Below are 25,215 nucleotides of genomic sequence, written 5' to 3' on the forward strand. Positions count from 1 at the left end.
CGCAGCCGAAGCCGCCGCGGCCATCAAAGCGTCAGTTCGACGCGGTGATCGGCTCGACGCGACGCGGCGCATAGGTTTCCCAACCGCTGCAACCCGGGCACTGCCAGTAGAAAAGCCGCGCCCTGAAGCCGCAATTCTGGCACGTATACCGCGGCAGATTTTTGGTGCGCTGACGGATCAGCGTGCGCATCAGTTCGAGTTCGCTGCGCCGCGGTTCTTCCGCGGCGGCTTCCTGCGCCTCGAGCAACCGTGTCATGCCCGCCAGATTCGGCGACTTCTGCATTTGCGAGCGCGCCAGCGCATGGGCGGCGTCAGGTCCGCGCAGCGATGCGACGTGCTGATAGGCAACATCGAGCAGATCGTTGGTCGGATAGCGGTCCACCCACGTGGTGAGCAGATCGGCGCCATCCTGGGGGCGGCCGAGCGCCTCGTAGGCCTTCATCAGCTTTTCCGCGACCAGCGGCAGATAGGCCGGATTCTGCTCCTCCACGCGCCGCCATTGGGCGATGGCCGCTTCCTGCGCGCCGCCGGCCGCGTCGACGTCGCCGAACAGGATCGTGGCGCGCACGTTGGTTGAGTTCGCCTTCAGCGCGAAACCGAGCTGGCGGCGGGCTTCGTCCGGCTTCTTCTGTTGTAGCGCTTCCTGCGCGAGTTCGCAGTGGAACTGCGCAATTTCCTTGTCGAGCGACTCCGCGCCCATCGTTTCCAGATGACGCGCGGTATCGATGGACTTGACCCAGTCCTTCTCGATTTCGTAGATGGTGAGGAGCGCGCGTTGCGCGCCCAGCGCGTAGTCGCCGGTTTCGAGCGAGCGGAACGTTTCTTCCGCGCGATCGAGCAGACCCGCCTTCAGGAAGTCTTGCCCCAACTCGTAAAGCGCGTGATCGCGCTCGCTGACCGGCAGGTCGGCGCGGCTCAACAGATTCTGATGCACGCGAATCGCGCGATCCGTTTCACCGCGGCGACGGAACAGATTGCCCAGCGCGAAGTGCAACTCGACCGTTTCGGGATCGAGCTTGACCACTTCGATGAAGGCATCGATAGCCTGGTCCGGCTGCTCGTTGAGCAGGAAGTTCAGGCCGCGAAAATACGAACGCGGCAAGTTGGCGCTTTCGGACAGCAGCGTCTTGAGGTCGTAGCGCGCAGCCATCCAGCCGAACGCGAAAGCGACGGGTATGACAAGCAGCCACCAGAAGTCTAGATCCATGCGATTAATGCAAATGTGCGGGAAAGCGAAGACGGAAAGCCGCGCTCACGATGCGCGGCGGAAGAAATTCAGATCAACGGCGGCATGGGCGGTTGTTCGACCACGACCGGGGTTTCGCGCGCCACCCGCAACTCGCGCTTGAGCCGGCCATTTTCCATGCGCAAGCGCAGCATGGCCGGCATCGACGAAACCAACCCGGCCAGCAGCCCCACCACGAAGAACGCGAGGCCGATCAGGATCAACGGCGCCGACCATGCGTAGCCGGCGAGGAAATTCAGCGTAGCAGGTTGTGTATTGGAGAGCGCCAGCACCAGCAGCAGCACGAACACCAGCACACGGATCAGCCAGACGATAAATTTCATGAATAGGTCTCTTGACGGCAGTTGCGGGGTGACGCCGGCTTGATGACGCGTCGCGCCACGGTGTTGCCCGCGCCGAAGTGACCCGTATTGTAATTGAAGCCCTCGCGGCTGGGCAGGAACTGGCGGATTGCGGGCTTACGCGGTTTTATCTTGCCGCAGGTGGGTAAGCGGGTGCGTGGGTCAGTTTGTCTGGGTTCGCCGGTCGTGCTCACAGGCTGTGCCTGTGGGCCACGCGTCAGGCCAGGCGAACGTCGCGGCGCAAAAACGCCAAACGTACAGACGAAAAAAAGCGCCCGAAGGCGCTTTTTCTGGTCTTTTGCCGACTGGCTTTGGCCGCTGACGCTACCAATGCCACGCTGCAAATAGCGCAGCGAAGCATTTACAGGTCGTCATCCGGCTCTTCGGCCTTCAACGGCTCACCCGCGCGACGATCTACCCGCTCGCGCAATTCCTTGCCCGGCTTGAAGTGCGGTACGTACTTCTCAGGTACCAGCACCTTCTCGCCCGACTTGGGATTACGCCCGACGCGGGAGGGACGGCGGTTAAGGCCGAAGCTGCCGAAGCCGCGAATTTCGATGCGATGACCGTTGGCAAGTGCCTCCGACATCGCATCAAGCATCGTCTTCACCGCGAAATCCGCATCTTTAAGGACAAGTTGCGGAAATCGCGCAGCCAGCTGGGCGACCAATTCCGATTTGGTCATACTGCAGCAGACCTCTCAGGCTTACTGGTTCTGGCCGTCGAGCTTGGCCTTCAACAGCGCGCCGAGGTTCGTCGTGCCGGTGGCAGCCGAGCTCGAGTCCGACGAAGCCAGGCCGCGAATCGCTTCCTGTTGCTCAGCCGAATCCTTGGCCTTGATCGACAGGTTGATACCACGCGACTTGCGATCGATGTTGATGATCATCGCGTTGACCTTGTCGCCGTCCTTCAGCACGTTGCGAGCATCTTCCACGCGGTCTTGTGCGATTTCCGAAGCGCGCAGGTAGCCTTCGACTTCTGCCGACAGCTGAACCACAGCACCCTTCGCGTCCACCGACTTGACCACGCCGTCGACGATCGAACCCTTGTCGTTCATGGCAACGAAGTTGCTGAACGGGTCGCCTTCGAGTTGCTTGATGCCCAGCGAAATGCGTTCCTTCTCGACGTCGATGCCGAGAACGATCGCTTCCACTTCGTCGCCCTTCTTGTACTTGCGAACTGCTTCTTCGCCCGTTTCGCTCCACGACAGGTCCGACAAGTGAACCAGACCGTCGATGCCGCCCGGCAGACCGATGAAGACGCCGAAGTCGGTGATCGACTTGATTGCGCCTTGCAGCTTGTCGCCCTTCTTGAAGTTGCGGCTGAAGTCGTCCCACGGGTTCGGCTTGCATTGCTTCATGCCGAGGCTGATACGGCGGCGGTCTTCGTCGATTTCGAGAACCATGACTTCGACTTCGTCACCCAGTTGCACGACCTTCGACGGTGCAACGTTCTTGTTCGTCCAGTCCATTTCCGACACGTGAACCAGGCCTTCGATACCCGATTCGACTTCGACGAATGCGCCGTAGTCGGTGATGTTGGTGACCTTACCGAACAGGCGCGTGCCCGACGGGTAACGGCGCGAAATGCCTTCCCACGGATCGTCGCCCAGTTGCTTGATGCCCAGCGAAACGCGGTTCTTCTCTTGATCGAACTTGAGGATCTTCGCGGTGACTTCCTGGCCAACCGACAGCACTTCGCTCGGGTGACGCACACGACGCCATGCGATGTCGGTGATGTGCAGCAGGCCGTCGATACCGCCGAGGTCCACGAACGCGCCGTAATCCGTGATGTTCTTCACCACGCCTTCCACGATCGCGCCTTCCTTCAGCGTTTCGAGCAGCTTTGCGCGCTCTTCGCCTTGGGTCGCTTCGATCACGGCACGGCGCGACAGCACGACGTTGTTACGCTTGCGGTCGAGCTTGATGACGCGGAATTCCAGCGTCTTGCCTTCGTACGGGGTCGTGTCCTTGACCGGACGCGTGTCGACCAGCGAACCCGGCAGGAATGCGCGGATGCCGTTGACCATGACGGTCATGCCGCCCTTGACCTTGCCCGTGATCGTGCCGGTCACGAGTTCGTTGTTGTCGAGAGCCTTTTCCAGCGACAGCCACGAAGCCAGACGCTTCGCCTTGTCGCGCGACAGGATCGTGTCGCCATAGCCGTTTTCCAGCGCGTCGATCGCGACGGAAACGAAGTCGCCCGCCTGCACTTCTACCTCGCCCGCGTCGTTCAGGAACTCTTCGAGCGGGATGTAGGCTTCGGACTTGAGACCAGCGTTGACGACCACGAAGTTGTGGTCAACACGCACGACTTCGGCGGAGATCACTTCGCCGGCGCGCATGTCTTGCTTGGTCAGCGACTCTTCGAACAGAGCCGCAAAAGATTCGGTATTCGGGGTAGAGGTTTGCAGGTCGGACATAAAAATCAAAATTTGCATGGTTCTCGCGGTGCCCGGCTGGCCGGACGGTCAGCAACAACGGCCAAGAATGCGAATGCCACACGGGGTTAAAGGGTTAACACAACGCTGCGCGACAATCGCGAAGCACCTACTGACAACGGACTTCTACTGCGCCCACACCTGAAGCACAACTCGTACTTTCATCAGGCATGCGGGACTAAAGCTTCATACCACTGCACCACTTGCTCGACCGCCTGGTCGACCGACAAGGCGGAGGTATCAAGCAGCTTTGCATCCGCTGCGGGCTTGAGTGGCGCGGCTGCGCGCTGACTGTCACGCTCATCGCGCTCACGCAAATCCCGGAGCAAGTCATCTATATTAGCAGAAAATCCTTTTTGGATCAATTGCTTATGCCGGCGCGCCGCGCGGGCCTCGACGCTGGCGGTCATGAACACCTTCAGCACGGCGTCCTGGAAGATCACGGTGCCCATATCTCGGCCGTCCGCAACCAGTCCCGGTTCCTTACGAAAAGCCCGCTGACGCGCCACCAGCGCGGTGCGCACCGGCGCATGCACGGCGATCGCCGAGGCACGGCCGCCGACTTCCTCCGCGCGGATCTCGGCCGAGACGTCGACGCCGTCGAGCTGCGCCAGCCCCTCGCGAAACGTGATGTGCAGATCGTCGATCAGTTTTGCAAGGGCGTCGGCGTCGGCCGCCTCGATGTTGTAGCGCAGGCTGGCAAGCGCGGCGAGACGGTACAGCGCGCCGCTATCCAGCAAGTGGAAGCCGAGGCTCGCGGCAACCAGCGCGGCCACGGTGCCTTTGCCGGAGGCACTCGGGCCGTCGATCGTAATGACGGGCGTCTGGTGAAAGGGACGGGTCGGTTTCATCGAAAAAGTCGCACGTCAGTCGATTCGGGGTCGAATCAGGGTTGGGCGAGCGCGGTAAAGCGCTCGAAATAATCGGGAAACGTCTTGCCGACGCACTTCGGGTCGTTGATGCGCACCGGCACGCCGCCGAGACTCACCAGCGAAAAGCACATGGCCATGCGGTGATCGTCGTAGGTGTCGATGGCGGCGTTCGGAATCAGCTTTTCAGGCGGTTCGATGACGAGGAAATCCTCGCCTTCCTGCACCTTGGCGCCGACCTTGCGCAACTCCGTCGCCATCGCGGCGAGCCGGTCGGTTTCCTTCACGCGCCAGCTGGCGATATTGCGCAGCGTGGTCGCGCCATCCGCGAACAACGCCGCGACGGCGATCGTCATCGCGGCATCGGGAATCAGGTTGCAGTCCATGTCGATCGGCTCGAGCTTGCCGCTGTCGTGGCCGACGCCGCGCACTTCGATCCAGTCGTCGCCCATCTGCAGGTTCGCGCCCATCCTGATGAGCGCATCGGCAAAGCCGACGTCACCCTGGATGCTGGCCCGGCCGACACCCTCCACCTTCAGCGGCCCACCGCCGAGCGCGCCGGCTGCGAGGAAATACGAAGCGGACGACGCGTCGCCCTCCACCATGATCGCGCCCGGCGACTGATAGCGTTGCCCAGCCGGCACGACGAACTGATGCCAGCCGTTGCGTTCAACCTTGATGCCGAAGCGCTCCATCAACTTGATGGTGATCTCGATGTACGGCTTCGAGATCAATTCGCCGTCCACCTGCACGGTGCTCACACCGCTCTCGGTGCGCAACAGTGGCAGCGTCATGAGCAGCGACGTGAGGAACTGACTCGACACATCGCCACGCACGGTAATCGGCGCGTCGGCGTTGATCTGCCCCGGACGAATCCGCAGCGGCGGATAGCCTTCGTTCTCTTCATAGTCGACCTTGGCGCCGAGCTGGCGCAGGCCGTCGACCAGATCGCCGATCGGCCGCTCGTGCATGCGCGGCACGCCGTGAATGCGGTAGTCGCCGCCATTGACCGCCAGCGCCGCCGTCAGCGGACGCACCGCCGTGCCGGCGTTGCCGAGAAACAGATCGGCCGTGCGCGCCGTGAACGCGCCGCGCGTGCCGGTCACGACGCAGGTGTCGCCGTCGCGCTTCAGACGCACGCCGAGCTTTTCGAGCGCGTCGAGCATCACGCGGGTGTCGTCGGAGTCGAGCAGGTTCGTGATCGTCGTTTCGCCTTCGGCGAGCGCCGCGAGCAGCAACACCCGGTTCGAAATGCTCTTCGAGCCAGGCAGACGAACCGTGCCGGACGCGCGGGAAAACGGTCCGAGGTCGAGGAATTCCATGATTGAGTCCAGTTTCCGGTTATTTCGACGCGTCACTATTGGCGACGCCGGCCGAGCGCTGTTCCTGCCATTCCGTGCGCGCCACGCGCGAGCGCGCGAATACGGCTTCGAGGGCGGCGCCGTCAGCGGCTTCGATGGCCGCGCGCAAGCGCGCGAGCACTGCCGTGTAGGCGTCGAGTTCGTCGAGCAGCGCGACGCGATTGGCGACGCACACGTCGCGCCACATTTCCGGGCTCGACGCGGCGATCCGCGTGAAGTCGCGGAAACCGCCCGCCGCGAAGGAGAATTTCAGCGCGGCGTCGGGCGAATTGAGAATCTGCTCGACCAGCGCGAACGAGAGCACGTGCGGCAAATGACTGACCGAGGCGAACACGCGGTCGTGCTGCTCGGGCGCCATGTTGCGTACGAGCGCGCCGGTGGCGCGCCACATCGCCGCGACACGTTCCACATTTGCCGGCGCGTTTTCGGGCAGCGGACACAGCACGACATTGCGGCCGACATACAGGTCGGGCAAGGCTGCTTCCACGCCGCTCGCCTCGCGGCCGGCAATCGGATGGCCCGGCACGAACTGGCCGATGCGCGCGCCAAGCGCCGCGCGGGCGGCGGCGACCACGTCCGATTTGGTGCTGCCGGCGTCGGTGACGATCGTGGCGTCTTCGAGAAACGGCGCGATGCGCTCGAGCAGCGGCTGCGTCTGCGCGACGGGCGCGGCCAGCAGCACGAAGTCGGCGCCGGATAGCGCTTCACGCAGCGAGGCGTCGTCGTTCAACGCCGCGGAGCCGTCGATCACACCCAGTTCCAGAGCGCGCTCAGTCGACGCGGACGAACGCCCCACACCAATCACTTTGCGCGCGCCCTCGGTCTCGCCCCGCTCGCGCAACGCGCGCGCGAGCGATCCGCCGATCAGGCCGACACCGAAAATTACCAGCTTGTTAAAAGAAAACGCGGCCACGTCGGTCACTGAAAAAGCGCGCCTTTCATGCCGACGAGGCGCGCGGGTCAAGGATTACCGCTTACGCGGTGGCGAGCGTCTTTTCGAGCGCCGCGATGAATGCTTCGTTTTCTTCGGGCAGGCCGATCGTGATGCGCAGCCATTGCGGCAAACCGTAGTTGCCGACCGGACGCACGATCACGCCCTGCTTCAACAATTCGAGGTTGACGCGGTTGCCAGCCGCGTCGTCGTTGCCGACACGCACCAGCACGAAATTGCCATCCGACGGCACATACTCCAGACCGAGCTTGTCGAACGCTTCGGTCAAACGGCGATAGCCTTGCGCGTTCAACGCCGCGCTCTTTTCCAGAAACGCCTTGTCGTTCAGCGCAGCGATCGCCGCGGCTTGCGCGAGCGTGTTCACATTGAACGGCTGACGCAAGCGATTCAGCAAATCGGTCAGCTCGGGCTGCGCGATCGCGAAACCCACGCGCAATCCGGCGAGGCCGAAGGCCTTCGAGAACGTGCGCGACACTAGCAGGTTCGGGTAGCGGCGCACCCACGCGATCGAGTCATAGCGCTTCTCTGCCGCCAGATATTCCGTATACGCCTCGTCGAGCACGACGGCCACGTTGCGCGGCACCTTGTCGAGAAACGCTTCGAGCTTCGGGCCTTCGATGAACGTGCCCGTCGGGTTATTCGGATTGGCGACGAAAATCAGGCGCGTATCGTCGGTGATAGCCGCGAGCATCGCGTCGAGGTCGTGACCGTATTTGACAGCCGGCACGACGATGGCGCGCGCGCCCAGGCCTTGCGTGGCCAGCGCGTAAACCGCGAACGAGTACTGTGCATAGACGATCGACTGGCCCTTTTCCACAAACGCATGCGCGGCGATTTCGAGGATGTCGTTGCTGCCGTTGCCGAGCGTGACCCAGTCGGCCGGCACGCCGTAGCGCTCGCTCAACGCCGCCTTCAACTCGAACGCATTCGCGTCCGGGTAGCGGCCCAGTTCGCTCGCGGCCTGCGCCAGGGCGCGCTGCGCCGACTCCGGCATGCCGAGGGGATTCTCGTTCGATGCGAGTTTCACGATGGTCGCTTCGTCCAGACCGAACTCGCGGGCCACTTCCGAAATCGGTTTGCCTGCGATGTAAGGCGCAATGGCGCGCACGTAGGAAGGACCGAAAGACGCTGTCATGAGAATCTCCGAACGACTATGAGTAATTGAATACGCGGCGGCCGCAGCGTGGATACCATGGGCCGCCGCTTGACTGTCATCAACGGGCGCGCGGATACGAGCCCAGAATCTTCAGAAACGCTGCCTTCTCGCCGAGTTCGGTGAGCGCGGCGGCGACCGCCGAATCGTCGCGATGGCCTTCGACGTCGATGTAGAAGTAGTACTCCCACGTGCCGACGCGCGCCGGACGCGATTCGAAGCGGGTCATGGACACGCTGTGCCGCGCCAGCGGCTCCAGCAGCTTGACCATCGCGCCCGGTTCGTTCACCACCGACACGATCAGCGACGTCTGGTCATAACCGCTCGGGCCGGCCGGCTGCTTGCCGATCATCACGAAGCGTGTGCGGTTATGCGGATCGTCCTGGATCAGCGCGTACGCCACTTGCAAGCCATAATGGGTCGCCGCGCGATCGCCAGCGATCGCCGCCACGGTCGGATCTTCAGCGGCCATGCGTGCCGCTTCGGCATTGCTCGACACCGCCTGGCGCTCGAGATGCGGCGCGTTGGTCGACAGCCAGCGCTGGCACTGGGCGAGCGCCTGCGCATGCGCGCACACGCGCGTCACGCCCGTGAGGCCCCCGTTCAGCGTCAACAGATTGTGGTGGATCGGCAAAGCCAGTTCGCCGCCAATCGTGAGTTGCGTTTGCAGCAGCAGATCGAGCGTGCGCGACACCGCGCCTTCAGTCGAATTCTCGACCGGCACGACACCGAATTCGGCGGCGCCGGCCTCGACTGAGCGGAACACTTCGTCGATCGACGGACACGGCAGGCCTTCGATCGACTGACCGAAGTACTCGTGCATCGCCTGTTCGCTGTAGGTGCCGACCGGGCCGAGATACGCGGCCTTGATGGTCTTCTCGAGCGCGCGGCTCGCGGCCATGATCTCGCGCCAGATCGCGCTGATATGCTCGCTCGCGAGCGGCCCCTCGCTCATGTCCTGCAGACGCGCGATCACCTGCTGCTCGCGCTCGGGCCGGAACACCGGCGCGTTGAAATGCTTCTTGACCTCGCCCACTTCGAGCGCCACCGCGGCGCGCTGGTTGAGAAGCGCGATCAACTGCGCGTCGAGTGCGTCGATGCGTTCGCGAAGGGGTTTGAGTCGGGTATTGAGTTCGTCGTCCATACGTGAAAACGGCCCTGCCGGTAGCTGCTGCAAAAATGCGTGCTGGAAAGGATGCGCGCGCCTGCAAGCCAATGTGGCTCAGGCACCGCGCTGTTCGAATTCCTTCATGTATTCGACAAGCGCTTTGACGCCCTCGAGCGGGACGGCGTTATAAATCGACGCCCGCATGCCGCCGACGGACTTGTGGCCCTTTAGCTGCACCATTCCCCGCGCTTTCGCGCCGGCCAGGAAATCTTCGTTGCGCGACTCGTCGGCGAGGAAGAACGGTACGTTCATCCGCGAGCGCGAGCCACGTTCGACCTTGTTCAGATAGAAGCTGCTCGAGTCGATCGCGTCGTACAGCAACTTCGACTTCTCGAGATTACGCGCTTCCATCGCGGCAAGGCCGCCCTGCTTCTTCAACCACTTGAACACCAACCCGGCGATGTAGATCGCATAAGTGGGCGGCGTGTTGTACATCGAATTGTTCTCGGCGACGGTCTTCCATTCGAACGCCGACGGGCAAATCGACTGCGCGCGATCCAGCATGTCTTCGCGCACGACCACCACCGTCACGCCGGCCATGCCGATATTCTTCTGCGCGCCACCAAACAGCACGCCGTATTTGGCGATGTCCATGGGACGCGACAGGATGTGCGACGAGGCGTCGGCCACCAGCGGAATATCGCCGAGATCGGGAATCTCGAACGTCTCGACGCCGTGGATCGTCTCGTTCGTGCACAGATGCACGTAAGCCGGGTCGTCAGACAGTTGCCATTCGGAGCGCGCCGGCGCGCGGGTGAACCCGTCGGCCGTCTGGCCGCTCGCCGCCAGATGCACGGTGCCGTACTTCTGCGCTTCCTTGAACGACTTCTGCGACCAGGAACCCGTCACCACGAAATCCGCGCGAGGCTTCGCGCCCATCAGATTCATCGGCACGATCGCGTTCTCGCCGAGACCACCGCCCTGCAGGAACAGGATGCGATGGCTGGCGGGCACCTCGAGCAGGTCGCGCAGATCGACGAGCGCTTCCTCGTGGATCGACATGAACTCTTTCCCGCGATGGCTCATTTCCATCACGCTCATGCCGCTGCCCTGCCAGTCGAGCATTTCGTCGGCGGCTTGACGCAGCACTTCTTCGGGCATGGCCGCGGGGCCGGCGGAGAAATTAAAGACGCGCATCGTGAGATCCTGGAAGCAGGCGCAAAAAAGGAAAATCGCGCAAAGATCGGCGAAGTTGGCAGCCGGGCGAACAACCACCGTGACGCTGACAACCCGATTTTGCCGACGCGATGTTCTGACGCGGGTTTCGGACCATTTCGCGCCGAAAAAGAAAATGGCCGTTTGCGCGTGTGCGCAAACGGCCATTATCGCATTGTCACCGCCAAGCCGCCAAACCCGGCGCGCCATCAGCCTACGAGGCGGGCCTGCCGGACGGTAGCTGGCGCGATGTCAGCGCAGCCTGTCGACCTTGGCTTTTACTTAGCCGGCTTGACCGAGGCGACTTCCTTGTCAGCCTGGTCACGCGTTGCCTTGATCGATTGCGGCATGTACTTTTGCATCAAGCCGTTCACGACGTCGCGGCCAACCTGGTCTTGCACCTGGATGAACTTGCGGCCGGTCGGGCTCTTGTAGAACGTCGTCAGATCCTTGATTTCCGACGTGCTGTAGTACTTCGCGTAAGCGTCGTACTGAGCTTGCATGGCGTCCTGACGGAAACTGTCCGTTGCGAACACCTGGCCTGCGCCGTCAACCAGCTTCGGCACTGCGTTCTTTTGCAGCGTCGGGACGGAAGCCTGCTTCTGCTTGTCCGTCATCGTCTTGTTTTCGCTCAGCGCGTCCGACAGGATTGCCGGAACCAGCTGCTTGGCTTGCATCTGGGCGCTGTTGCCGATCGCGCCGACGAGCTTCTGCGCGTCGATTGCGTCCAACAGGTCCTTGATTGCAGCCTGCTTGGCCGGATCAACCGGTGCCGCGGCAGCAGCCGGAGCCGCCGGAGCCTGGCTTTGAAGCGCTTGAGCCATGGCAAAGGTCGGCACGAGGGCAGCCAGCAACATCAGTTGTTTGAATCGTTTTTGCATCATTACTCCCTAATAGAAATGAACTTGAGCAGCAAGCCGCGCGGGACACGTATCGGCCCGACACGCCATTATTCCCGGCGCAGCTTTCAACTAATCACTGAGACTGTAAGACGCTGACGCAAATCAGGCCGCACCGCCCTCTTCGCCACCGTTGTCACCTTCTGCGGGACCTTCGGCGTCGCCTTCAGCATCAGCTTCTGCTTCCGCCTCAGCAACCTGTTGCAGACCTGAAAGCTTGGTCCCTTCGTCAAGGCTGATGAGTGTAACACCTTGGGTTGCGCGTCCCATTTCACGGATTTCCGACACCCGCGTACGGATCAGCACGCCAGTATTGGTGATCAGCATGATCTGCGCTTCCTGATCCACCAGCGTGGCGGCGACGACCTTGCCGTTACGTTCCGACGTCTGGATCGCGATCATGCCCTTCGTACCGCGACCGTGACGGGTGTACTCGGTGATCGGCGTGCGCTTGCCAAAACCGTTCTCGGTTGCGGTGAGCACCGACTCCTGCTCGTCGCCGGCCACTAGCAGCGCGATCACGTTTTGCCCGTCTTCGAGCTGCATGCCGCGCACACCGCGCGCTTCACGGCCCATCGGACGCACGTCGTTCTCGTCGAAGCGAACCGCCTTGCCCGAATCCGAGAACAGCATGACGTCGTGCTGGCCATCAGTAATGGCGGCGCCGATCAGGTAGTCGCCCTCATCCAGACCGACCGCAATAATACCCTTGCGCAACACGCGGCCAAAGGCTTCCAGCGGCGTCTTTTTTACGGTTCCTAACGCGGTGCCCATAAAGACGAATTTGTCAGCCGAAAATTCCTTCACCGGCAAGACAACCGTAATCTTCTCGCCGTCCTGAAGCGGGAAGATATTCACGATCGGACGGCCGCGCGAGTTCCGCGAACCTTGTGGCACTTCGTAGACCTTCACGCTGTAGACGCGGCCGCGATTCGAGAAGCACAGAATGTGATCGTGCGTGTTCGCGATGAACAGCGTGTCGATCCAGTCGTCTTCCTTCATTGCCGTGGCCTGCTTGCCGCGGCCACCCCGCTTCTGCGCACTATATTCGGACAGCGGCTGCGATTTCACGTAGCCGGCGTGCGACATGGTCACGACCATCTCTTGCGGCGTGATCAGATCTTCGGTGTTCAGTTCGGTGGCGTTCAGCTCGATCTTCGAGCGGCGCGCGTCGCCGAATTCGGCTTTGATCGAGGTCAGTTCGCCGACGATGATCGCCGTAATGCGTTCCGGCCGAGCCAGAATGTCCAGCAGGTCGGCGATTTGCGCCATGACTTCGCGGTACTCGCCGATGATCTTGTCCTGCTCCAGACCAGTCAAGCGCTGCAGACGCATCTGCAGAATTTCCTGAGCCTGGGTGTCGGACAGACGGTAGAGGCCGTCAGTCTGCATACCGAACGATGGATTCAGCCCGTCAGGACGGTAGGCTTCGCGGCCACCCGCCGAGGCATTTTCCGTCTCGGCGCGCGCCAACATTTCGCGCACCAGCGACGAATCCCACGGACGCGCCATCAATTCCTGCTTGGCGATCGGCGGAGTCGGCGCGGCTTTGATGATCGCGATGAACTCGTCGATGTTGGCGAGCGCGACCGCCAGACCTTCGAGCACGTGGCCGCGTTCGCGCGCCTTGCGCAGTTCGTATACAGTGCGCCGCGTCAGCACTTCCCGGCGATGCGACAGGAAGCACGACAGCATTTCCTTCAGGTTCAGCAGCTTCGGCTGGCCGTCGACCAGCGCGACCATGTTCATGCCGAAGGTGTCCTGAAGCTGGGTCGCCTTATACAGATTGTTGAGAACGACTTCCGGCACTTCGCCGCGCTTGAGTTCGATCACGACGCGCATGCCGCTCTTGTCGGACTCGTCGCGGATATCGGAAATGCCTTCGAGCTTCTTCTCGTTGACCAGTTCGGCGATGCGCTCCAGAAGTGAGCGCTTGTTCACCTGGTATGGCAATTCGTCGACGATGATCGCCATGCGCTGGCCGCGATCGATTTCCTCGAAGTGCGTGAGCGCACGCATCACCACGCGGCCACGGCCGGTGCGGTAGCCGTCGCGCACGCCGGCCACGCCGTAGATGATGCCGGCGGTCGGGAAGTCGGGCGCCGGAATGATCTCGATCAGTTCGTCGATCGTGGCTTCCGGGTTCTTGAGCAGATGCTGGCAGGCGTCGACAACCTCGTTGAGGTTGTGCGGCGGAATGTTGGTCGCCATGCCGACCGCGATGCCGGACGAGCCATTGATCAGCAGATTGGGAATGCGCGCCGGCAGGATGGCCGGTTCGTTTTCACTGCCGTCGTAGTTCGGCGTGAAGTCGACCGTTTCCTTGTCGATGTCGGCCAGCAGTTCGTGGCCGATCTTCGCCATGCGGATTTCGGTGTACCGCATTGCCGCGGCGTTGTCGCCGTCGACCGAGCCGAAGTTGCCCTGACCGTCCACCAGCATATAGCGCAGCGAAAAGTCTTGCGCCATCCGGACGATGGTGCCGTAAACAGCCGTGTCGCCGTGCGGGTGGTACTTACCGATGACGTCGCCGACAATACGCGCCGACTTCTTGTACGCCCGGTTCCAGTCGTTGTTCAGTTCGTGCATCGCGTACAGCACGCGCCGGTGCACCGGCTTCAGGCCATCGCGAACATCGGGAAGCGCACGCCCTACGATCACGCTCATCGCGTAATCGAGATACGAACGGCGCATTTCCTCCTCTAGGGAGATTGGCAGAGTCTCTTTGGCGAATTGATCCATTATCCGTATCTTTTACGTGCCAAGACGACGGCTTAACTTCACTTCGCCGCGCCTTCGCGTAAGCATTGCAGGCGCAACGCATCACGCGATTCTAACATGCCGCGAATCCGCTCCCGACGAACCTACGTATACCTATTAGTGGAACGCACGCGAAGCGTTCCTGGGCGCCCATTTTTGAGCCGGGTCAGGCTCGATTCGTGCGTGGGGCAATTCGCCGCTCAGCCATGACTGGCGGAGCCTCCAGGGAATTGCTTTTGTTGCGCATGCACCACAATTGGAGGGCGATTCGATCGGGGGCAGATTTTTTTATCGTTGGAAGGGAACGATATGGCAAAATGCCAACGCACAAAGAGTTAGACACTGCTCGAAGTCTACACAGCACGTTTTTTGTTCTACACCGATGTTATACTTCGAGCAATGTATGACTTGTCTTCGTCAACAGGCTCGCAGTAAACCTGCGGTAATCTCAATTTCGAGAGGAGAAATATGAATAAACTTTCAAAGCTCGCGTTCATTGCAGCTACCGCGGTTATGGCTGCATCCGCCATGGCACAGTCGGTGCCGGCGTCGCGACAAGCTACGAACGACAACTGGGTGAATGGTACCGGCGAATACGTGTGGATGAACGGCACGAACGAGCTGTGCTGGCGCGATGCGTTCTGGACGCCGGCAACGGCCAACGCAAAGTGCGATGGCGCTCTGGTTGCTCAAGCTCCGACTCCGCCGGCTCCGGTCGCACCTGCACCGGCTATTACGAGCCAGAAGATTACGTATCAAGCTGACGCACTGTTCGACTTTGACAAGGCAATCCTGAAGCCGGCTGGCAAGGAAAAGCTGGACGATCTGGCATCGAAGATCGGCGCGCTGAACCTTGAAGTCGTCGTCGCAACGGGTTACACGGACCGTATCGGTTCGGACAAGTACAACGACCGTCTGTCGCTGCGCCGTGCTCAAGCTGTGAAGGCATACCTCGTCAGCAAGGGCATCGAATCCAACCGTATCTATACGGAAGGCAAGGGCAAGCGCAACCCGGTCACGACCGGTTGCAACCAGAAGAACCACAAGCAACTCATCGCCTGCCTCGCACCGGATCGTCGCGTGGAAGTCGAAGTTGTCGGTACTTCGAAGCAGTAAGCAACAAATTACCGCAGTATCAAAGCCCCGCTTCGGCGGGGCTTTTTTTATGTCCGACCACGGCGCGATGCCGCGCGCCTCCATCAACCGGACCTCGGACCGGGGGGCATTTTGCCGCTCCGTCCCTCGACCTATATACTCAGGGTTTATCCTCGAGCGCCCGCTCACCGCTCTCTTCGAGGCAGCTTCCGCCATGACCAACGCCGATCCCCACGAACTGCAGAAATTTAGCGACCTTGCGCATCGTTGGTGGGACCCGAACGCCGAATTCAAGCCGTTACACGAGCTCAATCCGATTCGCCTGAACTGGATCGACACGCACGCGCATCTCGCGGGCAAGACCGTGCTGGATATCGGCTGCGGTGGCGGCATTCTGTCCGAGTCGATGGCTAGCCTGGGTGCGCACGTGAAGGGCATTGATTTGTCGACCCAGGCTTTGGGCGTGGCCGATCTTCACAGCCTTGAAAGTGGTGTAACAGTCGATTACGAAGAAATCGCCGCCGAGGCGCTCGCTGCCCGCGAGCCGGGCACGTACGACGTCGTGACCTGCATGGAAATGCTGGAGCACGTGCCGCGGCCTGCCGCCATAGTCGAGGCGTGCAAGACGCTGGTGAAACCCGGCGGCTGGGTGTTCTTTTCCACGCTGAACCGCAACGTGAAGTCGTACTTGTTCGCCGTGATCGGCGCCGAATACATCGCGCGAATGCTGCCCAAGGGCACGCACGACTACGCGCGCTTCATTCGCCCGTCGGAATTGGCGAGCTTCGTGCGCGCCGCCGATTTGCGCACGGCCGATATTAAAGGCATCGTCTATAACCCGCTCAGCAAGCATTTCACGCTGTCCGCCGACACGAGCGTGAACTACATGCTCGCCTGCCGACGCGACGTCTGATCCGCCCCGACCTGCCGGACCTATCGAATCAATGAGCGATCCCACGCCCCTGCCCCAACGCGAAGACAACGAAGACGCACTCGGTCTTTGCCAAGCCGTCCTGTTCGACCTCGACGGCACGCTAGCCGACACGGCGCCCGACCTCGCGGCCGCCGTCAACAAGATGCGCCACGATCGCGGGCTGGAGATGGTGCCGCTCGAAGATCTGCGCCCGCTTGCGTCCGCGGGCGCGCGCGGGCTGATCGGCGGTGCGTTCGGGATCGGCCCCGATAGTCACGAGTTCGCGTCGATGCGCGAGGAGTTCCTCGCCAACTATGAAGCGGACCTGTGCATCGAGACCACGCTGTTCCCCGGCATTCAGGAAATACTCGACGAACTCGATGCACGCGGCGTGCGCTGGGGCATCGTCACGAACAAGGTTGCGCGGCTTACCGAGCCGCTGGTCGCCCAACTCGGCCTCGAAGAGCGCGCCGGTTGTGTCGTGAGCGGCGACACGACGCCGCATTCCAAACCGCATCCGGCGCCGTTGCTGCACGCCGCTCGCGAGCTGGACGTGGTGCCGGAGCGCATCGTCTACGTCGGCGACGATCTGCGCGACGTGCAGGCGGGTTTCGCCGCCGGCATGAAGACGGTCGCGGCGGCGTACGGCTACTGCGGCAACGATATTCCGCCGACCCAATGGCACGCCCAACACGTCGTCCAATCGCCGGCTGAATTGCACAGGCTGCTGCGCGACCTCGGCTGAAACGCAGGCGGCGGGCAAAAGCAAAGCCGGCAGCGCCGGCGGCGCCCATCAGTCAGGACGTGGCCGTCAATCTATTGTAAAATCAACGCTTGGCTCAGAAACTTGAGCAACGAACCGCGGGGGCGACCTGGTTTCGACAGGGGTTGCGAAGCGGCTAGGGCATGTCGAGGACCCGTCACCTCGTTAATCAATGGGAAAAACGTAACTGCAAACGACGATACGTTCGCACTGGCAGCCTAAGGGCCGCCGTCCTCTGCCTAGTTCACTGACGGGCTAGTGTCGCAAGACCGGTAGCAATACCGACAGAGGTCATATACGTCAGTTAAGCCTTGGCGGTGTCACGACGTCCGGGTCGAAAACCTAGTGAATCGCCGTAGTGCAGCGTGTTCGTCCGCGTCGCTACGGTTAAATCAAATGACAGAACTAAACATGTAGAACTGGTCGTAGAGTGCTTCTGGACGCGGGTTCGATTCCCGCCGCCTCCACCAGAACACGTTTCACGCTGCACCATCAAATCTCACCGGAAACCCGTAAGCGGCCTGCTGCTTGCGGGTTTTTTCTTATTCCCCGCGTCCTTCCCGCTGCGTTCTTTCCCGCACTATCCTTTTCTTATCTCACCCCCGGGCTGTTCCCTGACGGACCCTAATCCGATCGCCTCGCGAAGCAGTGATTGGAATAAAGGCATCCGCTCAGTCGTTTGACCCTCACGCGCACGCACGCTGTGCCTCGCGTGAGACCAACACTAAAATTAGGAGCCGACATCATGCGCAAGACTCTCTTCTGCCTCGCCCTCCTCGCACTGCAACAAAGCGCTTTCGCCGAAGCACCGAAAATCGTCGACGGGCGCTTCGTCACTGCAGACGGCATGACGCTCTATACCTTCGACAAGGACACCACACCCGGCGTGAGCGCCTGCACCGGTGGCTGCATGAACTATTGGCCCGCGGCCACAGCTAGTGCGTCGGACAAACCGTCCGGCGACTGGACCTTGATCAATGGCGCCGACGGCAAGCAGCAATGGGCGTACAAGGGCCACCCGCTGTATCGCTACGCAGCGGACAAGCAGGCGGGAGACATGAAGGGAGAAGGCTTCAAGGACATGTGGCATACGGCCAAGCCTTAAGCGCCACGCGCAAGGCAACAACGCCAAGCTGAACCTGAGAGCCAAAAGGAAGACGCCGGCAGAACGCCGGCGTCGCACCCACAACGGACATCCGAGTCCGCTTATTCGTCTTTAGGGCACTGCAGATTGCAGCCGTTCGGATCGCCCATATCGCCTCGCTTGCGCATGGCCGATTTTTTGCCGGTCTGGTATTTGTCCGTGGGCGCCGACGCCGCAAACGGCATTTGTGGATGCTCGGCAAGACGGAACTGATCTTGCAGAATGCCGCCCGGAACACCCGGCGAATTCTGTGCGAAAGCAACTGACGCGGTGGCGAGGAGCACACCAGCGGTCGCAACGGCAGCACATGCGTGAAGAATGACTTTCATATCGATCGGCGCGACGTAACGCGCGGTTAAGGCGGAAGCGGAAGCTTAGAGAGTATCCCAAACGGACGCCATACGCAGGGCCAAACACAGCCTGATGTTTACCGCGGCTTACGCCACCGCTTCGCCCAAGCCCTCTTCCAGATCGACCACCTTGCCGCAGTCCTGCGGGTCATAGCCTTCGAGCTGATCGACGTTATGGCGAAACGCGCTGCCGCGTAGCAATTCGAGCACCGTCGCGAGCGGCGCACGTTCGAGGCGCGCGCGGTCGCAGGCAAAGTAATAGTCTTCGTCGACGACCGGAATGAAGTCGAGACCGAAGTGATGCGCCGCGGGCTCCACGCCGAAACCCACATCCGCCATGCCGCTCGCGACGAACGCCGCAATCGCCGAATGCGTGAGTTCGGCCGACGCATATCCATTGACCCGATCTGGATCGACTCCGACTTTCCGTAGCGCGAGATCGAGCAACATGCGCGTGCCGGAGCCCGGCTGTCGATTCACGAAGCGGATATCGTCGCGTGCGAGATCGCCGAGGCCGGCGATTCCCTTCGGATTGCCCTTGCCGAGAAAGAGTCCTTGCTTGCGTCGCGTGAGATGCACGAGCACGTGACGCTGCGGATCGAGCCAGCGCCGATACGCATCCGCGCACGCCGCGCGAAACTCGCCGAGCGGCAAATGGAAGCCGGCCAGATCGCATTCGCCGCGCGCGAGCGCGCTGACGGCGTCCGCGCTGTCGCGATACTTGATGTCGACCGGCAGATCGTTGGCGACCAACGCCGTCACGAGCGCGGCCACCGCATAACCGTGCGACGCGAAGATGCGCACGTCGTCGGCGGGCGGTGCCAGCCAGCGGTTCAGATCGCTCGCCACTTCGCTGGCGAGTGCCTGCATGTTGCCGTCGAGCCGCTCACCGCACAGACGCTGCGCACGCAATACCGCTTGCCCGAGTTCGGAGAGCACCGAGCCGCGGCCACGCTCCTTCGCGATCAGCGGACCGCCCAAACGCTCTTCGATGCTGCGCAGTAAACCCCACGCGTGACGGTAGGACAAACCCTTAAGCGTCGCCGCCTGCGCGATGCTGCCGGATTCATCCACCAGCGCGAGCAGCGGCACCACGTCCGACAGGCTTGCCTCGCGGCCGTCCGGACCCTTCACCACCAGCTGTGCCTGACACTCGATTCTGATCATATATGTTGAACTCTTTCCTATTGCATCGGCTGAATCGCCCGCCTATTGTTCGGCTATCCCATACTGAATAAACGAAGCATAAGTGCACGCATTATGAATAACAAGTGCATATATGACTTTGGAGGAGCCCCCACTTGGACGATTCCATCGCCATCGCGCCGGATCAACTCGTACAGCGTCACGCGCAGCCGGGCGTGTCGTTGCTAGCGGTCTTGCACGCGATTCAGGACGAAGTCGGTTACGTGCCGCCCGCCGCGGTCGCACCGCTAGCGCGTGCCATGAACCTGTCGCGCGCGGAAGTGCACGGCGTCATCACCTATTACCACCACTTCCGCACGCAGCCGGCCGCGCCCGTCACGGTGCAACTCTGCCGCGCGGAAGCCTGCCGCAGCATGGGCACCGAAGCACTCGCGCAGCATATCGAGGCGCACACCGGCTGCCGCTTCGACGGCGAACACCAGCACGGCGCGACAGTCGAACTAGAATCGGTGTATTGCCTCGGCCAATGTGCGCTGTCGCCGGCGCTGATGCTCAACGGCACCTTGCACGCCCGAGTCACGCCGCAAAAGTTCGACGCGATCTTCGCGGCCGCCAGCAAGTGCGTGGAGGTGACGGCATGACGCGCATCTACGTTCCCCGTGATTCGTCGGCTTTGGCGCTCGGCGCTGACGCGCTCGCTCAGGCGATCGAAGCCGAAGCCGCGCGCCGCGGCCTTGAAGTCGAACTGGTTCGCAACGGTTCGCGCGGCCTGCTGTGGCTCGAACCGCTCGTCGAAGTGCAAACGCCTGAAGGCCGCATCGGCTACGCGAACATCGAAGCCGACGACGTCGCCGCGTTGTTCGACGCCGGCTTCGTCGAAGGCGGCGCGCATGCACGGCGCGTCGGCGTGGTCGACGACATTCCGTATCTGAAGAAGCAGCAGCGCCTGACCTTCGCGCGCATCGGCATCACGGATCCGCTTTCCATCGACGATTACGTCGCCCACGGCGGCCTCGAAGGCTTGCGCAAGGCTTTGCAGACCGACGGCGACGCCGCCTGTGAAGCCTTGATCGAATCCGGACTGCGCGGACGTGGCGGCGCGGCCTTCCCGGCCGGCATCAAATGGCGCACGGTGCGCGGCGCCAAGGCGGCGCAGAAGTACATCGTCTGCAACGCGGACGAAGGCGATTCCGGCACTTTCTCCGATCGCCTCGTGATGGAAAGCGATCCGTACGTGCTGATCGAAGGGATGATCATCGCGGGTGTCGTGACAGGCGCGACGGTCGGCCATATCTATGTGCGCAGCGAGTATCCGCATTCGATCGCAACGCTCGAAGCGGCGATCGCGAAGGCACGCGCCGCCGGCTGGCTCGGCGACAGCGTGCTCTCGACAACGCATCGCTTCGAACTGTTCGTCGCCAAAGGCGCCGGCGCCTATGTGTGCGGCGAGGAAACGGCGCTGCTCGAATCGCTCGAAGGCAAGCGCGGCATCGTGCGCGCCAAGCCGCCAGTGCCGGCGCTCGTCGGCCTGTACGGCCAGCCGACCGTGATCAATAACGTCATCACGCTCGCCACGGTGCCGATCATCTTCGCGCGCGGCGCGGCGTTCTACAAAGACTTCGGCATGGGCCGCTCGCGCGGCACGCTGCCGTTCCAGCTCGCGGGCAATGTGAAGCAAGGCGGCCTGGTCGAACTCGCGTTCGGCGTCACGCTGCGCGAATTGCTCTACGACTACGGCGGCGGCACGGCGAGCGGCCGGCCGGCGCGCGCGGTGCAAGTGGGCGGCCCGCTCGGCACGTATCTGCCGGAAAGCCAGTGGGACATCCCGATGGACTACGAGGCGTACGCGGCAGTCGGCGCGGTGGTAGGCCACGGCGGCCTCGTCGTGCATGACGACACCTCGAATCTCGCCGAACTCGCGCAGTACGCCATGCACTTTTGCGCGCTCGAATCGTGCGGCAAATGCACGCCGTGCCGGATCGGCTCGACGCGCGGCGTCGAAGTGATCGGCCGGATTCGCAACGGCGATACGTCCACACGCCAGGTGCAGTTGCTGCGCGATCTTTGCGACACGATGGTGTCCGGTTCGCTCTGCGCGATGGGCGGCATGACGCCGTTCCCGGTACTGTCCGCGCTCGATCATTTCCCCGAAGACTTCGGTCTCGCCAACGTGTCTCATCACGCGCCGAAAGCGGCCTGACCCAGGAGCCAAACCATGTCCGACCTGCTCAACTCCCCTGCCGGCGGCTGCGGCTCAGGCAACTGCGCATGCAAGTCGCAGGCGCAGCAGCGCGCCACCCGATCGTTTTTCGACGACACCGATTTCGGCACGCCCGCGCGGCATGCCGATGTCGACGTCACGCTGGAAATCGACGGCCAATCCGTCACTGTTCCGGCCGGCACCTCGGTGATGCGCGCCGCCGTCGAAGCGGGCGTCAACGTGCCGAAGCTTTGCGCGACCGATTCGCTGGAACCGTTCGGCTCGTGCCGTTTGTGTCTCGTGGAAATCGAAGGCAAGCGCGGCTATCCCGCCTCGTGCACGACGCCGGTCGAAGCCGGCATGAAGGTCCGCACGCAAACGGATCGTCTGCAGTCGCTGCGCCGCAATGTGATGGAGTTGTACATCTCCGATCACCCGCTCGACTGTCTCACCTGCCCCGCCAATGGCGACTGCGAACTGCAGGACATGGCGGGCGTCACGGGCTTGCGTGAAGTGCGCTACGGCTTTGACGGCGCGAATCACCTGAAGGACAAGAAGGACGAGTCGAACCCGTACTTCACCTATGACGCGTCGAAGTGCATCGTCTGCAATCGCTGCGTGCGCGCGTGCGAAGAAACGCAAGGCACGTTCGCGCTGACCATCGCCGGGCGCGGTTTCGAATCGCGCGTGGCGGCCAGCGAAAACGTGCCGTTCATGGAATCGGAATGCGTGTCGTGCGGCGCGTGTGTGGCCGCGTGCCCGACCGCGACCTTGCAGGAAAAGACCGTCATCATGCTCGGCCAGGCCGAGCATTCGGTCGTCACGACGTGCGCGTATTGCGGCGTCGGCTGCTCGTTCAAGGCGGAGATGAAGGGCAACGAGGTCGTGCGCATGGTGCCGCACAAGAATGGCCAGGCCAATGAAGGCCACGCCTGCGTGAAGGGCCGCTTTGCCTGGGGCTACGCGACGCACAAGGACCGCATCACCAAGCCGATGATCCGCGCGAAGATCACCGATCCGTGGCGCGAAGTCAGCTGGGAAGAAGCGCTCACGTATGCGGCGTCGGAATTCCGCCGCATTCAGGCGAAACACGGCCGTGATTCGATCGGCGGCATCACGTCGTCGCGTTGCACGAATGAAGAAACGTATCTGGTGCAAAAGCTCGTGCGCGCCGCGTTCGGCAACAACAACGTCGACACCTGCGCGCGTGTTTGCCACTCGCCGACCGGCTATGGATTGAAGACCACGCTCGGCGAATCGGCGGGCACGCAGACTTTTGCGTCCGTGGATAAAGCCGACGTGATCATGGTGATCGGCGCGAATCCGACCGACGGCCACCCGGTGTTCGGCTCGCGCCTGAAGCGCCGCGTGCGTGAAGGCGCGAAGCTGATCGTCGTGGATCCGCGCCGCATCGATATCGTCGACACGCCGCACGTGAAGGCCTCGCATCATCTGCAATTGCTGCCCGGCACCAACGTGGCCGTCGTGAACGCGCTGGCGCATGTGATCGTCACGGAAGGCCTCGTCAACGAAGCGTTCGTCGCCGAGCGCTGCGAAACCCGCGCGTTCGAGCAATGGCGCGATTTCGTCGCGCTGCCCGAGAACGCGCCGGAGGCGACCGAAGCAGTGACAGGCGTGCCGGCTCAATTCGTGCGCGAAGCCGCCCGCATCTATGCGACCGGCGGCAACGCCGCAATCTACTACGGTCTCGGCGTCACCGAACACGCGCAAGGCTCGACGATGGTGATGGGCATCGCCAACCTCGCGATGGCGACGGGCAACATCGGCCGCGAAGGCGTGGGCGTGAATCCGCTGCGCGGCCAGAACAACGTGCAGGGTTCGTGCGACATGGGCTCGTTCCCGCACGAACTGCCGGGCTATCGCCACATCAGCGACACGGTCACGCGCTCGCTGTTCGAAGAAGCCTGGAATGTCACGCTGCAACCGGAGCCGGGCCTGCGCATTCCGAACATGTTCGACGCCGCCGTGCATGGCACCTTCAAGGGTCTGTACTGCCAGGGCGAAGACATCGTGCAGTCGGATCCGAATACGCATCACGTGTCGGCCGCGCTGTCGTCGATGGAATGCATCGTCGTGCAGGACATTTTCCTGAACGAGACCGCCAAGTATGCGCACGTGCTGCTGCCCGGCTCGTCGTTCCTCGAAAAGGACGGCACGTTCACCAACGCGGAGCGCCGCATCTCGCGCGTGCGCAAGGTCATGCCGCCGGTGCCGGGTTACGCCGACTGGGAAGTCACGGTGCTGCTCGCGCGCGCGCTCGGCTATGAAATGGACTACACGCATCCGTCGCAGATCATGGACGAGATCGCGCGTCTCACGCCGACCTTCCACGGCGTCTCGTACAAGAAGCTCGACGAGCTGGGCAGCATCCAGTGGCCGTGCAACGAAGAGGCGCCGGACGGCACGCCGACCATGCACATCGACACGTTCGTGCGCGGCAAGGGCAAGTTCGTGATTACGAAGTTCATCGCGACGCCCGAGAAAGTCACGCGCAAATTTCCGATGCTGCTCACCACGGGCCGCATCCTGTCGCAATACAACGTGGGCGCGCAAACGCGCCGCACGGAGAATTCGCGCTGGCACGACGAAGACCGGCTGGAAATTCATCCGCACGATGCCGAAGAGCGCGGCATCAAGACCGACGACTGGGTCGGCATCGAATCGCGCGCGGGGCAAACCGTGTTGCGCGCGAAGGTGACCGAGCGCATGCAGCCGGGCGTCGTCTATACGACGTTCCACTTCCCCGAATCGGGCGCGAACGTGATCACCACCGATAGCTCGGATTGGGCGACCAACTGTCCGGAGTACAAGGTGACCGCGGTGCAGGTGATGCCGGTCGAACAGCCGTCGCAATGGCAGAAAGACTATTCGCGTTTCAACACCGAACAGCTCGATCTGCTGAAGCAGCGCGAGTTGGCCAACGCGACATCGGGCAAGTGAGGGCCGCCATGGACAATCAGAACCTGATCGACATGGCCAACCGGATCGGCGATTTTTTCGATTCGATGCCCGACCGCGAGGAAGCGCTCGCCGGCATTGCCGACCATATCCGCCGTTTCTGGGAGCCACGCATGCGGCGCGCGTTGCTGGCGGCGCTCGATGAGCCGGATGCGAGCGGCATTGAGATGTCGGGCATCGTCGAGGCAGCGCTCATCAAACATCGCGAGCAGCTGACGCCGGCCGCGCCTACGACGGTGTGAGCGGGCAGCGCTCACGCGCTTGCGCAATCGATACTCAGG

At 62.4% G+C, this 25,215-nt stretch carries 22 protein-coding genes and 1 other RNA gene; 9 read left to right on the forward strand and 14 right to left on the reverse strand.

What is annotated here, in order from left to right; translation table 11 throughout:
* Positions 1–31 precede the first annotated feature (31 nt).
* The 12 genes from lapB to gyrA all read right to left on the reverse strand — a co-directional run bounded on the left by lapB (position 32) and on the right by gyrA (position 14,326).
* On the reverse strand, positions 32–1,207 hold the full coding sequence (lapB, locus tag ACQKRQ_RS19720; protein ID WP_427478881.1) for a lipopolysaccharide assembly protein LapB: 1,176 nt from the start codon (positions 1,205–1,207) through the stop codon (positions 32–34).
* A 68-nt stretch (positions 1,208–1,275) separates the two neighbouring features.
* Complete coding sequence (locus ACQKRQ_RS19725) at positions 1,276–1,569, reverse strand: LapA family protein (protein ID WP_095418546.1); 294 nt, start codon at positions 1,567–1,569, stop codon at positions 1,276–1,278.
* Positions 1,570–1,948: 379 nt separating this feature from the next.
* A complete protein-coding gene (locus tag ACQKRQ_RS19730; RefSeq protein ID WP_012433973.1) occupies positions 1,949–2,272 on the reverse strand; it encodes an integration host factor subunit beta in 324 nt (107 codons plus the stop codon).
* A gap of 21 nt (positions 2,273–2,293) precedes the next feature.
* Entirely contained in the window at positions 2,294–4,027 is a 1,734-nt protein-coding gene (rpsA, locus tag ACQKRQ_RS19735) for a 30S ribosomal protein S1 (protein WP_091800091.1), read from the reverse strand.
* A gap of 164 nt (positions 4,028–4,191) precedes the next feature.
* Positions 4,192–4,878, reverse strand: a complete 687-nt coding sequence (cmk, locus tag ACQKRQ_RS19740) for a (d)CMP kinase (RefSeq protein WP_408180598.1) — start codon at positions 4,876–4,878, stop codon at positions 4,192–4,194.
* 35 nt (positions 4,879–4,913) lie between these two features.
* Positions 4,914–6,218, reverse strand: a complete 1,305-nt coding sequence (aroA, locus tag ACQKRQ_RS19745) for a 3-phosphoshikimate 1-carboxyvinyltransferase (RefSeq protein ID WP_427478885.1) — start codon at positions 6,216–6,218, stop codon at positions 4,914–4,916.
* 19 nt (positions 6,219–6,237) lie between these two features.
* Entirely contained in the window at positions 6,238–7,179 is a 942-nt protein-coding gene (locus ACQKRQ_RS19750) for a prephenate dehydrogenase (RefSeq protein WP_427478887.1), read from the reverse strand.
* Between the two features lie 52 nt (positions 7,180–7,231).
* Positions 7,232–8,344 (reverse strand): histidinol-phosphate transaminase, encoded by a 1,113-nt coding sequence (gene hisC, locus ACQKRQ_RS19755; protein ID WP_427478889.1) that lies wholly within the window; start codon positions 8,342–8,344, stop codon positions 7,232–7,234.
* 79 nt (positions 8,345–8,423) lie between these two features.
* Complete coding sequence (gene pheA, locus ACQKRQ_RS19760) at positions 8,424–9,506, reverse strand: prephenate dehydratase (protein WP_427478891.1); 1,083 nt, start codon at positions 9,504–9,506, stop codon at positions 8,424–8,426.
* Positions 9,507–9,584: 78 nt separating this feature from the next.
* Positions 9,585–10,667 (reverse strand): 3-phosphoserine/phosphohydroxythreonine transaminase, encoded by a 1,083-nt coding sequence (gene serC / locus ACQKRQ_RS19765; protein ID WP_132373504.1) that lies wholly within the window; start codon positions 10,665–10,667, stop codon positions 9,585–9,587.
* A 296-nt stretch (positions 10,668–10,963) separates the two neighbouring features.
* The gene (locus tag ACQKRQ_RS19770) at positions 10,964–11,566 is read right to left on the reverse strand and encodes a DUF2059 domain-containing protein (protein ID WP_011489486.1); all 603 of its coding nucleotides are present in this window, start codon (positions 11,564–11,566) and stop codon (positions 10,964–10,966) included.
* Between the two features lie 123 nt (positions 11,567–11,689).
* Positions 11,690–14,326 (reverse strand): DNA gyrase subunit A, encoded by a 2,637-nt coding sequence (gene gyrA / locus ACQKRQ_RS19775; protein WP_427478893.1) that lies wholly within the window; start codon positions 14,324–14,326, stop codon positions 11,690–11,692.
* Positions 14,327–14,812: 486 nt separating this feature from the next.
* Between gyrA and ompA the strand changes: the two genes are divergently transcribed.
* The 5 genes from ompA to ACQKRQ_RS19800 all read left to right on the forward strand — a co-directional run bounded on the left by ompA (position 14,813) and on the right by ACQKRQ_RS19800 (position 18,220).
* Entirely contained in the window at positions 14,813–15,460 is a 648-nt protein-coding gene (ompA, locus tag ACQKRQ_RS19780; protein WP_028200089.1) for an outer membrane protein OmpA, read from the forward strand.
* Positions 15,461–15,653: 193 nt separating this feature from the next.
* A complete protein-coding gene (gene ubiG, locus ACQKRQ_RS19785) occupies positions 15,654–16,352 on the forward strand; it encodes a bifunctional 2-polyprenyl-6-hydroxyphenol methylase/3-demethylubiquinol 3-O-methyltransferase UbiG (RefSeq protein ID WP_408180593.1) in 699 nt (232 codons plus the stop codon).
* A gap of 31 nt (positions 16,353–16,383) precedes the next feature.
* A complete protein-coding gene (gene gph, locus ACQKRQ_RS19790; RefSeq protein ID WP_132373501.1) occupies positions 16,384–17,097 on the forward strand; it encodes a phosphoglycolate phosphatase in 714 nt (237 codons plus the stop codon).
* A 118-nt stretch (positions 17,098–17,215) separates the two neighbouring features.
* Positions 17,216–17,585, forward strand: a transfer-messenger RNA (tmRNA) gene (ssrA, locus tag ACQKRQ_RS19795).
* Between the two features lie 275 nt (positions 17,586–17,860).
* Positions 17,861–18,220 (forward strand): COG4315 family predicted lipoprotein, encoded by a 360-nt coding sequence (locus ACQKRQ_RS19800; protein WP_132373500.1) that lies wholly within the window; start codon positions 17,861–17,863, stop codon positions 18,218–18,220.
* A gap of 101 nt (positions 18,221–18,321) precedes the next feature.
* Here ACQKRQ_RS19800 and ACQKRQ_RS19805 read toward each other — a convergent pair whose 3' ends face one another.
* Positions 18,322–18,588 (reverse strand): hypothetical protein, encoded by a 267-nt coding sequence (locus ACQKRQ_RS19805; protein WP_132373499.1) that lies wholly within the window; start codon positions 18,586–18,588, stop codon positions 18,322–18,324.
* Positions 18,589–18,696: 108 nt separating this feature from the next.
* The gene (locus ACQKRQ_RS19810; RefSeq protein WP_408180592.1) at positions 18,697–19,776 is read right to left on the reverse strand and encodes a substrate-binding domain-containing protein; all 1,080 of its coding nucleotides are present in this window, start codon (positions 19,774–19,776) and stop codon (positions 18,697–18,699) included.
* Between the two features lie 134 nt (positions 19,777–19,910).
* Here ACQKRQ_RS19810 and ACQKRQ_RS19815 point away from each other — a divergent pair, with 134 nt between their 5' ends.
* From ACQKRQ_RS19815 to ACQKRQ_RS19830, 4 genes are read left to right on the forward strand one after another with little or no spacing between them, the layout of a single operon-like run.
* A complete protein-coding gene (locus ACQKRQ_RS19815) occupies positions 19,911–20,396 on the forward strand; it encodes an NAD(P)H-dependent oxidoreductase subunit E (protein ID WP_132373497.1) in 486 nt (161 codons plus the stop codon).
* Entirely contained in the window at positions 20,393–21,955 is a 1,563-nt protein-coding gene (locus ACQKRQ_RS19820) for a formate dehydrogenase beta subunit (protein WP_427478897.1), read from the forward strand. The genes ACQKRQ_RS19815 and ACQKRQ_RS19820 overlap by 4 nt, the downstream gene beginning before the upstream one ends.
* Positions 21,956–21,970: 15 nt before the next feature.
* Positions 21,971–24,916, forward strand: a complete 2,946-nt coding sequence (gene fdhF / locus ACQKRQ_RS19825; protein WP_427478899.1) for a formate dehydrogenase subunit alpha — start codon at positions 21,971–21,973, stop codon at positions 24,914–24,916.
* Between the two features lie 8 nt (positions 24,917–24,924).
* Entirely contained in the window at positions 24,925–25,176 is a 252-nt protein-coding gene (locus ACQKRQ_RS19830; RefSeq protein ID WP_132373494.1) for a formate dehydrogenase subunit delta, read from the forward strand.
* Positions 25,177–25,215 lie beyond the last annotated feature (39 nt).

This window comes from Paraburkholderia sp. NPDC080076 (genome assembly GCF_050281145.1).
Lineage (GTDB): Bacteria > Pseudomonadota > Gammaproteobacteria > Burkholderiales > Burkholderiaceae > Paraburkholderia.